The sequence below is a fragment of the Micromonospora sp. NPDC005171 genome, from assembly GCF_040608575.1.
Classification (GTDB): Bacteria; Actinomycetota; Actinomycetes; order Mycobacteriales; family Micromonosporaceae; genus Micromonospora.
Map to the genome: position 1 here is coordinate 115,554 of NZ_JBEXIM010000002.1, position 13,711 is coordinate 129,264.

A 13,711-nucleotide genomic window follows, 5' to 3' on the forward strand; every position below is an offset into this window, starting at 1 on the left:
CTCGTTTGGGTAAGTAGTGTGGTGTCAGCCCCGTGGGCGGGAGTCCAGCCATGATCACTTATTACGACGACAGGTCGGTGCAGGTCACTTCCACCACCGTTCGCGTCGACGGTCGCAGCTACGCGCTGGCCGACATCACCATGATCTGGCACCGTCGGGGCACCCGTTCCTGGCGGGTGCTGGTGGGGCGGGGCGCGATCGGTGCCGCGCTCGCCGGTCCGCTGGTCGCTGCGGTGCTCGGCATCGGCGTGGCCGTCTGGCTGCACCGCTCCCCCACCGTGACGATCGCGATCGTCGGCGCGTCGGTGCTGGTCGGCCTGGCCGTCGGCCCGGTCGCCGACTTCCTCTTCGAACACCTGGACCGCTCGTACGCGCGGGGCAGCCGGCAACTGGAGATCTGGGCCCGTTGGCGGGGTCAGCCGGTACGGCTGCTGCGCACCGGTGACGCGCTGCGCTTCGGGCAGATCTACCGGGCCGTGCAGCGCGCGGTCGAGCACAGCCATCCGGCCCGCCCGGCCGGCCGCCGATAGCGGCCCACGCTCAGAACCGGATCGGCTCGTCCGGGCAGCAGGTCGAGGCCGCGCAGCAGGCCGTACAGGTCCTGCTCGCCCCAGAACTCGACTATCCGGGCCTGCGCCAACCGCTACATCTTGCAGGCGCTCTGTACGGCCGTGGCCCCGGTGGCGTCCCGCCGGTAGGTCTGCGCGAACGAGACGACAACCCGGTCCTCGGCCGCGAAGAGGTCGACGCAGATCTTGGACACTTACCGTTCGCGCGAACGGTAAGTGTCCAAGATCTGAGCGGACCGCACCGGACGCGCCGGTTGCCTGCCGGTGGTTAGGCTTAGTGATGACCCTCTATTACCGGGACGACGCGGTGCAGGTGACCTCCGAGTCGATCCGGGCGGGCGGTCACGTGATCGCCCTGTCCGACGTGACGTTCGTCTGGCACGCCCGGGGGCAGAAAACCCTGGCCGTACGCGGCCGTGTGCTGGGTCGCGGCGTCCTGGTGCTGCTGCTCTCGCTGCCGCCACTGGTCGCCGTGGTCTGCGTGCTGTCACTGGCGTGGTCCGCGCAGGACCGGGGCAACTGGCAGCTCGCGCTGATCATCCTCGCCGCCTGCGCGGTGGGGGCGTTGGCGCTGACCCCGTTCCTGGAGATCCCGCTCGGCTGGCTGGACCGCTCCTACGAACGCGGCAGCCACGTGCACGAGCTGTGGGTGCAGCACCACGGCCGCGAGGACCTGCTGGTGCGCACCCCGGACGCGCTACGGTTCGGGCAGATCTACCGGGCCGTGCAGCGCGCCGTCGAACAGCAGGGGGACCATCGATGACACCCGCCGCGGCGAGGCCGTCGCGCTGGCCGGGCTGCTCGCCACGGCCGACGTCACCCATCTGGTACGCCCCGGCTTCTACGACCCGATCGTGCCGCGCGCGTTGCCCGGCTCGGCCCGGTTCTGGACGTACGCCAGCGGGGTCGCCGAGCTGGCAGTGGCGGCGGCGGTGGCGCACCCGGCCACCCGACGGGCCGGCGGTCGGGCCGCCGCCGCACTCTTCGTGGCCGTCCTGCCGGCGAACGCCAAGATGGCAGTGGACTGGCGGCACCGCCGCCCGACGAAGCGGGCCATCGCGTACGGCCGGGTGCCGTTGCAGGCGCCGCTGATCTGGTGGGCGCTGCGGGTCGCCGGCGCCGACACCGCCTGTCGACGCGCACGCTGACCGGCGCCGACGGGCGGTTGTGGCACGGCCGACGCACACTTGACCCCATGGCGATTCCCCTCCCCACCCCGTCCGCCGTGGTCGGCTTGACCCGCTCCGCTCTCGACCAGGCGCTCGGCTCGGCCGCCTCGATGGCCGCCGTGCCCGCCCGCGCGTTCGCGGTGCTGGACGGGGTGGAGGCGCTGCTGGCCCGGATCAACGGCGTGGTCGACCGGATCGAGACGACCCTGGACCGGACCGACCAGGTGCTCACCGACGCCGAGGCGGCGGTTCGCGAGGTGGCCGTCATCAGCGCCTCCGCGACCACCGCCATCGACACGGCCACCGAGGTGGCCACCGCCGCCGCCGTGGTCGTCGCCGAGGCCGAACGGGTCTCCCGGGCGGCGGGCACGCTGGTCGCCGAGGCCGAACGGGTCGCGAGCCGCGCCGCCACCACAGTGGGCACCGCGGCGGAGGCCGCCGCCACAGCGGCCGAGCTGCTGGCCGCGTACGAGCCGGCGCTGCGCCGGGCCGCGCCGATGGCCGGGCGGTTCGTCGAGGAGCTGAGTCACGAGGAGATCAGCGCGGCGATCCACCTGATCGACGAGTTGCCCAAGCTCAGGGAACACCTGACGGCGGACATCCTGCCGATCCTGGCCACCCTGGACCGGGTCGGCCCCGACCTGCACGACCTGCTGGACGTGACCCGCGACCTCAAGCTCGCCGTGGCGGGCATCCCCGGGCTGGGCATGCTGCGCCGACGCGGCGAGAAGCTCGCCGACGAGCCCGTCGGCTGAGCCCCTCGCTTGGCTGAGCCCTCGCCCGGCTGCGCTGAGGCTCAGCAGTCGCAGGTGATCGTCGTGCCGGGTGCGGTGAGGTCGTCGACCGGTCGCCGGGTCAGCCCAGCCTCCGTCACCACCGGCAGCCCCTCCCGGGCCCAGTACTCGAACCCGCCGAGCATCTCCTTCACCGGGTAGCCGAGCCGGGCGAACTCCAACGCCGCCCGGGTCGCGCCGTTGCAGCCCGGACCCCAGCAGTAGGTCACCACCGCCGAGCCCGCCGGAATCAGGTCCGCCGCCCGGCCCGCGATCTCGGCGGTGGGCAGGTGCACCGCGCCGGGGAGGTGCCCCTGCGCCCAGGCGGCCGCGCCCCGGGAGTCGACGACCACCAGGCCCGGGGTACGCGCCGACAGGTCGGCGTGCACATCGCTGACGTCGGTCTCGACGCTGAGCCGATTGAGGAAGTAGGCGGCGGCGGTGGCCGGATCGGCCGGCGGAACGGCGAAGGTGAAGGTCATGCACCGATCCTCGCCAGCACGCCACTCAGAGACGAGTGGCGCGAACGACGTCCTGCGCTAACATCCCGCCATGTCGATCCCGGCCACGGCAACCGGCCCGCGCCTGCCGTCAGCGCCCCGACGACCGGTGGCCGCGCACCGGGTCGCCGTCCTCGCGTACGCGGGGATGTCGGTGTTCGAGACCGGCATCGTCACCGAGGTCTTCGGGCTGGCCCGGCCCGAGTTCGACGTCGACTGGTACGACCTGGTGCTCTGCGCCGAGCAGCCGGGGCCGGTGCCGGTGGTCGGCGGAGCCAGCCTGCACACTCCGTACGGTCTGGCCGAGCTGGCGGCGGCGCGGACGGTGATCGTGCCCGGCGTGCCGGACGTGACAGCTGACCCGTCGCCCGAACTGACCACCGCACTCCGCCAGGCGCACCGGCGCGGTGCCCGGATCATGTCGATCTGCTCGGGCGCGTTCGCGCTGGCCGGAGCGGGGCTGCTGGACGGTCGACGGGCCACGACCCACTGGCGGTACGCGGAGCTGCTGGCACGGCGCTACCCTCGGGTCGAGGTGGACCCGGACGTGCTCTACCTCGACGACGGTGACCTGCTCACCAGTGCCGGCAGCGCGGCCGGGCTGGACCTCTGCGTGCACGTGATCCGACGCGACCATGGCGCGGCGATCGCCAACGCGGTCGCCCGACGGCTGGTGATCCCGCCGCACCGCGACGGCGGGCAGGCCCAGTTCGTCGAGGCTCCGGTGCCCACCGACCCGGACGACGACCGGATCGCGGGCAGCATCGACTGGGCGCTCGCCCATCTCGCCGAGCCGCTGACCGTGGCCCAGCTCGCCGGGCGGGCGCACATGTCGTCCCGCACCTACCTGCGCCACTTCGCCCGCGCCACCGGGACCAGCCCGATCCGTTGGCTGGTCGACCAGCGGATCCGGGCCAGCCTGACCCTGCTGGAGGAGACGGACGTCGCGGTCGAGCAGGTCGCCCGCGCGGTGGGCTTCGACACCCCGGTGACCTATCGGCACCACTTCGGCCGGGTCATGCTGACCTCACCGTCGGCGTACCGCCGGGCCTTCCGCACGGACGCGGGTCAACGGGCGTAAACCGCCGACGCGCTCAGTGCCGGCGCAGCGCGGGACGCGCTCAGGCCGGTACGTACAGTTCGTCGATCTCGGCGCGTTGCGGGAGCGCCACCGACGCGCCCAGCTTGCGGACGCAGGCAGCGCCGGCCGCCGACGCCCAGCGCACCGCGTCGACCAGGTCACGCCCCTCGCCCCAGCCGACGGCCAGCGCGGCGGTGAACGCGTCACCGGCGGCGGTGGAGTCGACGACGTCGACCGGTACCGCCGGCACGTGCACCTCGGTGCCGTCCCGGTCGACGTACCAGGCGCCCTCACCGCCGAGAGTGAGCACGGCCCGGGGGGTCAGGTCGAGCAGCGCGCGGGGCTCCTCCCGGCCTCTGCCGACGAGCGCCTGCGCCTCGCCCTCGTTGACGACCAGCAGGTCCACGGCGGCGAGCAGTTCGGGTGGGAGGTCCCGCGCCGGGGCGGCGTTCAGGATGACCCTGGTGCCGGCCTCGCGGGCGGCCACCGCGGCGGCGGTCACGGTCTGCACCGGGATCTCCAGTTGGGCGACCAGGACGTCCGCCGCGCGCACCGTGGCCAGCTCCTCCTCGGTGAGGCCGAGCAGGGCGTCGTTCGCGCCGGGGGTGACCACGATGGCGTTCTCCCCCTGGGCGTTGACCATCACGAGCGCCACGCCGGAAGCGCCGTAGACCACCCGCAGCTGACTGGTGTCCACGCCCGCCGCTGTGATGCGGGCCTTGAGGGTGACGCCGAAGGCGTCCGACCCGATCGCGCCGAGGAAGACACCGGAGGCGCCGGCCCGGACCGCGGCCACTGCCTGGTTGGCGCCCTTGCCGCCGGGCACCATCACGAAGTCGGTGCCGAGCATGGTCTCGCCCTGTCGCGGCAGCGCGGGCGCCATCGCGACCAGGTCCATGTTGGCGCTGCCCACCACGGCGACCCGGGTCTGCGGCACTGTCGTCTCCGCGTGTCCGACGCTCAGGCGGCGCGAGCCGTGAAGCGGTCGCCCGACCGCTCGACCACCAGTGGCAGCCCGAAGGTCTTGGAGAGGTTGTCACCCGTCAGCGTGTCGCCGAGCAGACCCTGGGCGACCACCCCACCCTCGCGCAGCAGCAGCGCGTGGGTGAACCCGGGCGGGATCTCCTCGACGTGATGGGTGACCAGCACCATCGCCGGGGCGTCCGGGTCGTACGCCAGCTCGGCCAGTCGGGCGACCAGGTCTTCCCGGCCACCCAGGTCGAGCCCGGCGGCGGGCTCGTCGAGCAGCAGCAGCTCCGGGTCGGTCATCAGGGCACGGGCGATCTGCACCCGCTTGCGCTCACCCTCGGAGAGGGTGCCGTAGCGGCGTTCGGCGAGGCCACCGACGCCGAGTTGACTCAGCAGTGCCAGCGCCCGCGCCTCGTCGCCACGGTCGTAGTTCTCCCGCCAGCGGCCGACCACCGACCAGGCGGCGGTCACCACCACGTCGCTGACCCGCTCGTCGGCGGGGAGTCGCTCGGCGATCGCGGCGGTGGTGAGCCCGATCCGGGTACGCAGCTCGTTGACGTCGGTGCGGCCGATCCGCTCGCCGAGCACGTGCGCGACACCAGTGGTGGGGTGCAGCCGACCGGCGGCGAGGTTGAGCAGCGTGGTCTTGCCGGCGCCGTTGGAGCCGAGCACGACCCACCGCTCGTCCAGTTCGACGCGCCAGGTCAGGTCCTGCAGGAGGGCGGTGCCAGAGCGGCGTACACCGACGCCGTCGAGGCTGACCACCAGATCCGGGTCCACGAGAGCGGCGGCAGGCGCGGCGCCGGCAGCGCCGGGGATCAGGTCACCAGTCACCGCCCCATCCAACCACGCACCGCTGAGGTGCCCCCCATGGGCGGCACCTCAGCCATAGGGTGAGGCGCCGTGTCGTTGATCACCCAAGCCCGAAGGACGGCCCCATGCCCCGCCGACGTACGGAGCCGCGCGGATGAGCGCGGTCATCGAGATCGAGGGTCTGCGTAAGACCTTCCGCAGCCTGCGCAGCGGCCGACGGGTGGCGGTGGACGGGTTCGACATGCTGGTCGAAGCGGGCCAGGTCCACGGCTTCCTGGGCCCCAACGGCTCGGGGAAGACCACCACGCTGCGGGCCCTGCTCGGGCTGGTACGCGCCGACAGCGGCCGGATGACAGTGCTCGGTGAACCGTCGCCGGAGTTGCTGACCCGGGTGGCCGGCCAGGTCGGCGCCATCGTGGAGAGCCCGCAGTTCTTCGGCAACTTCACCGGCTACCGCACACTGCGGTTGCTGGCCCGCGCGGGTGGAGTGCCGGTCTCGCGGGTCGACGAGGTGCTGGAGCTGGTGGGCCTGGACGACCGGGGCGATGACCGGGTGAAGGGCTACTCGCTGGGCATGAAGCAGCGCCTCGCGGTGGCGTCCGCGCTGCTGAAGGACCCGCGGTTGCTCATCCTGGACGAGCCCGCGAACGGGTTGGATCCGGCGGGCATTCGGGAGATGCGGGATCTGATGCGGTCGTTGGCGGCCAGCGGGGTGACAGTGCTGGTGTCCAGTCACATCCTGGGCGAGATCCAGCTGATCTGCGACCACGTCACGATCATCTCCCGGGGTCGACGGGTCGCGACCGGCCGGGTGGACGAGGTGCTGGCGGGCCATGACCGGCACGAGTTCCTGGTCCGGGTGGCCGAGCCGGAGCGCGCCGTCGAGTTGCTGCACGCGGCCGAGCTGACGGCGGTCGTGGACGGCGACGCGTTGGTGGTGGGCGGGGTGAGCGACCCGTCGGTGGTCAGCCGGGTTCTCGGTGAGCAGGGTCTGTGGGTGGGCGAGTTGACGCCGCTGCGGCCGGATCTGGAGAGCGTCTTCCTGGAGCTGACCGGCGGGTACGAGCATGCGTCGGTGCCCCGGCAGGCCGGCGACTCGTCGCTGCCGCAGGGCGAAGCTGTGATCGACCTCGATCGGGGAGTGGACGCGTGAACCTGGTGCGTGCCGAGTTGGAGCGACTGTCCGCGCGTCGCTTCGTGCAGCTCATGATGGTCCTTCTGGTGTTGGCGTTCGCCGTCACGGCGGCGACCACGATGGCCGGCTCCCACAAGCCGACCGCCAGCGAACTGAACTCGGCGCGGGAGCAGGCCGCCGACGCGCGACGGAGCATGGAGATCACGCATCAGCAGTGCGTGGCCCGCCTGCAGGAAAGGTCGCCGACCGACACGAGCGAGTATTTCGCCGACTGCGCGGACCTCGACCCGATCCGGCAGGACCGGCTGCCGATTCCCGCCGACTATCTGCCGGGTGTGTTCAACTTCGCCGAACAGGCACGACCGCTGCTGTACTTCCTCATCGCGTTCCTGGTGCTCTTCGGGTTCCTGGTCGGCGCCTCCTACATCGGCGCGGACCTGACCTCGGGCGGCGTGGTGAACCTGCTGCTCTGGCGACCGCGCCGGTTGACGGTGCTCGCGGCCAAGTTGGGCACCCTGCTCGGCGCGGTGCTGGTCCTGGCCCTGCTGGCGTCGGTGGCCTACCTCGCCACGTTCTGGGTGATCGGGCAGACCGCCGGGTTGCCGGGTCGACTGGACGACGACTTCTGGCGTTCACTCGGGGCGGTGCACGGGCGTGGCCTGGTGTTGGTGCTGTTGGCCTCCGCCGTGGGCTTCGCGATCGCCACGCTGGGTCGGCACACCTCGGCGGCGCTGGGGGCGGTGGCGGCGTACGCGGTGGTGTGGGAGTTGGGTGGTCGGCTGGTGCTGGAGATCGTGGACGCCCGGCGGCCCGATCGGCTGATGCTGTCCAGCCACATCGGGGCCTGGCTCAGTGGTGGGGCGCGGTTCTTCGACCCCCAGCTCTGCACGGGCAACGCGGGCACCGGCTACTGCGAGGGCTTCTACACCCTGAACTGGCCAACGGCGCTGTTGGTGCTGCTCGTGCTCACCGGCGGGCTGACCGCGGCGGCGTTCGCCGTGTTCCGCCGCCGCGACCTGATCTGAATCGAGGCCGTCGGGTCGCCCCGGTCCGGGCGGCCCGACGGACCGGCCAGGCCGGCGCCCGGCAAGAGCTTGCAAGCTGCGGATGCACGGTGAAATATTCCTTCACATGACCCCCGCAGCGGGCTCAGCCGACGGTGGAGCCGAACACCTCGTCGCGCACCGCGTCCAAGGCGGTGCGCAGCGCGCCGTGCAGGATCGGCTCCTCGGTCAGCCCGGTCGGCACCACTCGCGGTTGGACCAGGGTGATCGCCGCGACCTCCTGCTGCACCCGGTCGGCGAGCGCCGCGCCACCGGCCTGACCCACCTCGCCGGCGAGCACCACCAGCGGTGGGTCCAGGACCACGCAGGTGCTGGCCACGCCGAGCGCGAGCCGACGGGCCAGCTCGTCGAGCATCGGGCCGCCGTCGGCGCCGGCCGCGACGGCCGCGCGGACCGCCTCGGCGGCGTCGGCGTCCGGGTAGCCGTGCTCACGGGCCACCGCGCGCACCGAGTCCGCGCCGACCAACTGCTGGAAGGCCGGCTTGGCGCGACGGGAGACGTCGCGTGGGATGGGCGCGCCGGGCACCGGCAGGTAGCCGATCTCGCCGGCCGCGCCGCTGCTGCCGTGGTGCAACCGCCCGCCCAGCATGATCGCGAGGCCGACGCCGGCGCCCACCCAGACCAGCACGAAGTCCGCCAGCCCTTGCGCGGCGCCGGACTGCGCCTCGGCCACCGCGGCCAGGTTGACGTCGTTCTCGAAGACCACAGGCGTGTGCAGGTCATCCCGCAACGCGGCGAGCAGGCCGCTGTGCCAGCGCGGCAGGTTGAAGGCGAAGGTGATGTCGCCGGTGCCGGGGTCGACCAGGCCCGGCGTGCCGAGCACGATCCGTCGTACGCTGCTCAGCTGCGCCTGGGCGCTGCTCGCCGCCTGCACGACGGCGTTGTGCACCACGCCCACCGGGTCGTCGGTGTCCCGGGTCGACTGCTCCACCCGGCCGATGACCGCGCCGGTGATGTCCGCGCAGGCGGCCACCACCCGGTCCGGCCCGACGTCCACGCCGACCACGTGCGCGCTGCCCGGGCGGACGGCGTAGAGCTGGGCGTTCGGCCCCCGCCCGCCGGCCTGCTCGCCGACGCGCGCGACGAGGCCACGCTCCTCCAACCGCTCGACCAGTTGTGAGGCGGTGACCTTCGACAGGCCGGTCAGCTCGCCGAGTCGAGCCCGGGTCAGCGGGCCGCGTTCGAGGAGCAGTTCCAGCGCGGCACGGTCGTTGAGCGCCCGCAACAGGCGGGGGGTGCCGGGCAGCCGGGTCGCACTCATGACACGTCCTCTAGTTTTAGTAAACTTTGCTAACTGTAAACCGACCTGCGAACGGGTAGCCGTAGCGTAACGGCCACTCGGCGGTGGGACGCTCGGCCGACTCGGCAGGGCCAGGACCACCACCGGTACGACGTTTCGTACCCGCGGGGCACCGAAGGGGGAAGAGCACGTGGGGTTGGATCCAGGACTGCGCCGGCTGGCGCTGGGCACGCTCCTCGCCGCGTACCCGGGACCGGTCCCGCCGGACTGGGCGGTCGACCTTTTGGCCGAAGGGCTGGCCGGGCACACCCTGTTCGGCACCAACGTGCACGACCCCGCGCAGGTGGCGGCGAGCACCGCCGCGTTGCGAGCCGGTCGACCGGACGCGCTGATCGCCATCGACGAGGAGGGTGGCGACGTGACCCGGCTGGCGCACGCCACCGGCAGCCCGTACCCGGGCAATGCCGCCCTGGGGGCGATCGGCGACGTGGCCCTCACCCGACGGGTCTACCAGTCGATCGGCGCGGAGCTGGCCGCGCTCGGCATCACGGTCAACCTCGCCCCCACTGTCGACGTCAACACCGCCGACGACAACCCGGTGATCGGCACCCGGTCCTTCGGCGCGGATCCGGTGCGGGTGGCCGCCCACTCGGCCGCCGCCGTGGCCGGGTTGCAGACCGCCGGCGTGGCCGCCTGCGCCAAGCACTTCCCCGGGCACGGCGCCACCGTCACCGACTCCCACCACGAACTGCCGACTGTGGACGCTCCGCTGGGCCTGCTCCGCCAGCGGGACCTACCGCCGTTCGCGGCCGTCGTCGCCGCCGGGGCGCGCGCCGTGATGACCGCGCACATCCGGGTGCCGGAGCTCACCGGCGCCGACCCGGCCACCTTCAGCCGGGCCGTCCTGGTCGACCTGCTGCGCACCGAGTACGGCTTCACCGGCACCGTCATCACCGACGCGCTGGAGATGAAGGGTGCCGCGGTGGCCGCCGGCGGGGTCGGCCCCGCCGCGGTCCGGGCCCTGGGCGCGGGCGCCGACCTGCTCTGCATCGGCGCGAAGGTCGACGCCGAGTTGGTCGAGCGGGTGGCCGCCGAGATCGTCGACGCGCTCACCGACGGCCGGCTGGCGAGGGCGCGGGTCGAGGAGGCGGCCGGCCGCGCCGCCGACCTCGCCGCCTGGACCCGGGCCGCCGGCGGGTCGCCGGCCACCGAGGACACCGAGCTGGGGTACGCCGCGGCGCGCCGCGCGGTTCGGGTGGAGGGCCTGCTCACCGGCCTGGACCAGCCACTGGTGGTGCAACTGCACACCGAGTCGACGATGGCCGAGGGTCGGGTGCCGTGGGGCCTCGGTCCGCACCTGGCCGGGGTGCCGGAGATCCGGGTGATCGCCACCGAGACCGATCCGGCCACGTTGCGCGGGTTGGCCGGCGAGCGCCCGATCGTGCTGGTCGGGCGACACCTGCACCGGCTGCCCGGCGGCCCGGAGCTGATCGCCGACCTGGCGGCAGCGCACCCGGTGACAGTCGTCGAGATGGGCTGGCCGGCGCAGTGGCGGCCAGCGGGCGTCCGTGCCTTCGTCACCACCTACGGCGCGAGCCACGCCAACGGTCGCGCGGCGGCCGAGGTGCTCGGCCTGGCCGGCTGAGTCACGGCGCCGTCCGGCCGGGCGGAAACGCTCGGCCGGACGGCGCGCATTCAGCGCCGCGCCACAGTGTCCACAGTCACTGGTGACCCCTTCTTGAACATGTTCAACAATCGCCCTAGGCTGATGTCGTCGGTAGTTGAACACGTTCAAGAAGGGCGTCCACATGGACATCAAGGTCTGGATGTACGTGATCTACCTCGCGGTCAGCGTCGGCCTGACCATCTGGGTGGCTCGAGCACTGTCCCGCAACGGGCAGGTCTTCCTGGAGGAGGTGTTCGCCGAGGAACGGCTCGCCCGAGCGGTCAACAGCCTCCTGGTGGTCGGCTTCTATCTGCTCAACCTCGGCTACGTCACGGTGGCGATGAAGCACTCCGACCCGGTGGAATCGACAAGCCAGGCCATGGAGGAGCTGTCTCTCAAAATCGGCTTGGTGCTGCTGGTGCTCGGCGCGCTGCACTTCTTCAACGTCTTCGCACTCGGCCGCTACCGCCGGAACCGACTCCGCCAGTTCGCCACCCACCCCCCGCTCGCCCCGATCGGCCGACTCCCCATGCCGGCCACCCCACCCGGATCGCAGCTGGTCGGCGCATACCCGGCAGGACCCCAGCCAACTGGACCGCAGCCGGCTGGACCGCAGCCGGGCACCGGTCCGACGAGCAACCCACCAACCCGATGACAGTCCCCCCGACCGACGGCCTCGGTCGGCTCCCGGATCCCACCACGCACGCCGGCGGTGGGATCCGGGGGTTCACCGTCCTGTTCGACCCGGCCTGCCCGCTCTGCCGGGCCGCCCGCCGCTGGTTGTCGTCCCGCACCCAGCTCGTACCCCTGGAGTTCGTGCCGGCCGGGTCCGCCGAGGCCCGACGGCGCTTCCCCGGCCTGGACCACGACGCGACGCTGCGCGACCTCACCATCATCGCCGACACCGGCGAGGTGTACGCGGGCGACGGCGCCTGGTTGGCCTGCCTCTGGGCGCTGGCCGACCATCGGTCCACGGCCGAGCGGTTGGCCCGACCGGCCCTACTTCCCCTCGCCCGGCAGACGGTGGCCGCCGCCTCGGCGATCCGGGAGCGGGTCCGCGACCCGCAGGCCGAGCCGACCGACGAACCGGCGGGATACGGTGGCCCCGATGACCGAGCAGCCTGCGCAGACGACCACTGCGGGTGACCCAGCCACCGCCCGAGGCGAGCAGACCCGGCAGCTGATCCGCGACACCGCGATGCGACTGTTCCGCGAACGCGGATACGCCCAGACCACCATGCGGGCGATCGCACAGGAGGCCGGCGTGGCTGTCGGCAACGCCTACTACTACTTCGGCTCCAAGGACCACCTCATCCAGGAGTTCTACGCCCAGTCCCAGGTCGAGCACAGGGCCGCCGCGCAGCCCGTGCTCGATCGGGAGGAGGCGTTCGGCCCCCGGCTCGCCGGGGTGCTGCACGCGGGGATCGACGTGTTGACTCCCTCGCACGGATTCGCGGCGACCTTCTTCAAGACGGCGGCGGAGCCCACCTCCCCGTTGAGCCCCTTCTCGGCGGAGTCATCCGGCCCCCGACAGGCGGCCATCGAGCTCTTCGGCGAGGTGTTGACCGGCTCGACGGCCAAGATCGACGCCGAGCTGCGCCCACAGCTGCCCGAGCTGCTCTGGCTCGCGTACATGGGCGTGATCCTCTACTGGGTGCACGACCGATCGCCGGGCCAGACCAAGACCCGCCAGCTGATCGACGGGGCCGTACCACTGATCGACCGGCTCGTGGCGCTGTCCAGACTTCGGGTCCTCCGCCCGGTGACCCGACAGGTGCTCGACCTCATTCGCACGCTCCGTCACTGACCCCGGGCGGCACCCTCGACCGGGTGAAGAAGCAGGTCAAGTCCACTTTTCGACACTCCGAACCAACAGCTTCAACCTTGCCCCGAGCCGATTAGATACGTAGCGTGATCGACACGTAGCGGCCTCACCCACGGCGGGGTCGTTACATCCGGAACCGGGGCCTGGGGGGAGGTTGCGGACCGTGGATCCGGCCCGGGATCCACGGTCCGCGCCCAATGCCCGCTCAGCGCGGATAGACCCCGTACGCGCGCCAGCCCCGATCCGGGAAGCCGGCCGCATCGGCGACCCGGGCCGAGGCGTGATTGTCCCGCTCGTGCAGGTAGGTGGGCACCGCTCCCTCGTCGAGCACCCGCCGCGCCGCCTGGGCCACCAGTCGGCGGGCAAGGCCCCGCCCTTGGGCGGCCGGCACGGTGCCGACGGCCAGTTCGTGCCCGTACGCGTCGTGTCGTTTGATCCCGGCACCGGCCAGGTAGGCCCCGTTCGAGTCCCGGACCACCAGCACCGGCCGGTCGAAGAGTCGCAGCCACGGCGGCAGCCCACTGGCGGTCGGCTCGGTCCACTCCCCCACGTCGGGCAGCGGCGCGGGTGACAGGCTCCACCGGAAGGAGCCGTCGTGTACGCAGAACTCGGGCCGGCCGACCGCCTCCGGCAGCGCGGCGAGCAACCGAGTCGGCGTACGGCGAATCAACGCGCGAATCGCCGCCACCCGGTCCGGCGCCACGGAGAGCACGGCGCTCTGCCCGGTGTCCACGGCGAGCGCGGGGCGCAGCCGGCCATCCCAGGCCGGTTCGGCCCGCCGCTGCGAAGCGACCACGTGCAGCCCGGGCCCGGCCGGCCACTGGCCGAGCCAGGTGGCCAGGTGCAGGTGCAGCCGCCGGTCGAGCATGCGCACCTCCCCGTCACCCCGACCCGTCGTGGATCACCG

The 13,711-nt window shown here is 72.7% G+C and carries 16 protein-coding genes; 11 read left to right on the plus strand and 5 right to left on the minus strand.

Annotation, left to right across the window (positions count from 1 at the left end):
* Positions 1–50 precede the first annotated feature (50 nt).
* The 4 genes from ABZU74_RS04420 to ABZU74_RS04435 all read left to right on the plus strand — a co-directional run bounded on the left by ABZU74_RS04420 (position 51) and on the right by ABZU74_RS04435 (position 2,493).
* Positions 51–530, plus strand: coding sequence for a DUF6232 family protein (locus ABZU74_RS04420; protein ID WP_355418436.1), 480 nt, complete (start codon positions 51–53; stop codon positions 528–530).
* A 319-nt stretch (positions 531–849) separates the two neighbouring features.
* Positions 850–1,332, plus strand: coding sequence for a DUF6232 family protein (locus tag ABZU74_RS04425; RefSeq protein ID WP_282306720.1), 483 nt, complete (start codon positions 850–852; stop codon positions 1,330–1,332).
* Between the two features lie 91 nt (positions 1,333–1,423).
* Positions 1,424–1,717, plus strand: a complete 294-nt coding sequence (locus ABZU74_RS04430) for a hypothetical protein (RefSeq protein WP_355418438.1) — start codon at positions 1,424–1,426, stop codon at positions 1,715–1,717.
* 47 nt (positions 1,718–1,764) lie between these two features.
* Complete coding sequence (locus ABZU74_RS04435) at positions 1,765–2,493, plus strand: hypothetical protein (protein ID WP_355418440.1); 729 nt, start codon at positions 1,765–1,767, stop codon at positions 2,491–2,493.
* A 41-nt stretch (positions 2,494–2,534) separates the two neighbouring features.
* Here ABZU74_RS04435 and ABZU74_RS04440 read toward each other — a convergent pair whose 3' ends face one another.
* Positions 2,535–2,993, minus strand: coding sequence for a rhodanese-like domain-containing protein (locus tag ABZU74_RS04440; protein WP_355418442.1), 459 nt, complete (start codon positions 2,991–2,993; stop codon positions 2,535–2,537).
* A gap of 70 nt (positions 2,994–3,063) precedes the next feature.
* Between ABZU74_RS04440 and ftrA the strand changes: the two genes are divergently transcribed.
* On the plus strand, positions 3,064–4,092 hold the full coding sequence (gene ftrA, locus ABZU74_RS04445; RefSeq protein WP_355418444.1) for a transcriptional regulator FtrA: 1,029 nt from the start codon (positions 3,064–3,066) through the stop codon (positions 4,090–4,092).
* A gap of 40 nt (positions 4,093–4,132) precedes the next feature.
* On the opposite strand, the gene ABZU74_RS04450 is transcribed toward ftrA, so the two are convergent.
* Both ABZU74_RS04450 and ABZU74_RS04455 read right to left on the minus strand, forming a co-directional pair.
* Entirely contained in the window at positions 4,133–5,029 is an 897-nt protein-coding gene (locus ABZU74_RS04450; RefSeq protein ID WP_355418446.1) for a ribokinase, read from the minus strand.
* 23 nt (positions 5,030–5,052) lie between these two features.
* Positions 5,053–5,895, minus strand: a complete 843-nt coding sequence (locus tag ABZU74_RS04455; RefSeq protein ID WP_355418448.1) for an ABC transporter ATP-binding protein — start codon at positions 5,893–5,895, stop codon at positions 5,053–5,055.
* Between the two features lie 133 nt (positions 5,896–6,028).
* Between ABZU74_RS04455 and ABZU74_RS04460 the strand changes: the two genes are divergently transcribed.
* Both ABZU74_RS04460 and ABZU74_RS04465 read left to right on the plus strand, forming a co-directional pair.
* On the plus strand, positions 6,029–7,027 hold the full coding sequence (locus ABZU74_RS04460; RefSeq protein WP_355418450.1) for an ATP-binding cassette domain-containing protein: 999 nt from the start codon (positions 6,029–6,031) through the stop codon (positions 7,025–7,027).
* The gene (locus ABZU74_RS04465; RefSeq protein ID WP_355418452.1) at positions 7,024–8,034 is read left to right on the plus strand and encodes an ABC transporter permease subunit; all 1,011 of its coding nucleotides are present in this window, start codon (positions 7,024–7,026) and stop codon (positions 8,032–8,034) included. The genes ABZU74_RS04460 and ABZU74_RS04465 overlap by 4 nt, the downstream gene beginning before the upstream one ends.
* A 124-nt stretch (positions 8,035–8,158) precedes the next feature.
* Here the strand turns inward: ABZU74_RS04465 and ABZU74_RS04470 are convergent, their stop codons facing one another.
* Positions 8,159–9,334 (minus strand): ROK family transcriptional regulator, encoded by a 1,176-nt coding sequence (locus tag ABZU74_RS04470; protein WP_355418454.1) that lies wholly within the window; start codon positions 9,332–9,334, stop codon positions 8,159–8,161.
* Between the two features lie 169 nt (positions 9,335–9,503).
* Here ABZU74_RS04470 and ABZU74_RS04475 point away from each other — a divergent pair, with 169 nt between their 5' ends.
* The 4 genes from ABZU74_RS04475 (at position 9,504) to ABZU74_RS04490 (ending at position 12,786) form a co-directional block, all read left to right on the plus strand.
* A complete protein-coding gene (locus tag ABZU74_RS04475; RefSeq protein ID WP_355418456.1) occupies positions 9,504–10,958 on the plus strand; it encodes a glycoside hydrolase family 3 N-terminal domain-containing protein in 1,455 nt (484 codons plus the stop codon).
* A gap of 136 nt (positions 10,959–11,094) precedes the next feature.
* On the plus strand, positions 11,095–11,634 hold the full coding sequence (locus tag ABZU74_RS04480) for a hypothetical protein (protein WP_355418458.1): 540 nt from the start codon (positions 11,095–11,097) through the stop codon (positions 11,632–11,634).
* Positions 11,631–12,125: a DCC1-like thiol-disulfide oxidoreductase family protein gene (locus ABZU74_RS04485; protein WP_355418460.1), complete on the plus strand. Its 495-nt coding sequence runs from the start codon at positions 11,631–11,633 to the stop codon at positions 12,123–12,125. Before ABZU74_RS04480 ends, ABZU74_RS04485 begins: the two co-directional genes overlap by 4 nt.
* Positions 12,088–12,786: a TetR family transcriptional regulator gene (locus ABZU74_RS04490; protein ID WP_355418462.1), complete on the plus strand. Its 699-nt coding sequence runs from the start codon at positions 12,088–12,090 to the stop codon at positions 12,784–12,786. Before ABZU74_RS04485 ends, ABZU74_RS04490 begins: the two co-directional genes overlap by 38 nt.
* Positions 12,787–13,009: 223 nt before the next feature.
* Here the strand turns inward: ABZU74_RS04490 and ABZU74_RS04495 are convergent, their stop codons facing one another.
* Complete coding sequence (locus ABZU74_RS04495) at positions 13,010–13,672, minus strand: GNAT family N-acetyltransferase (protein ID WP_355418464.1); 663 nt, start codon at positions 13,670–13,672, stop codon at positions 13,010–13,012.
* Between the last annotated feature and the right edge of the window lie 39 nt (positions 13,673–13,711).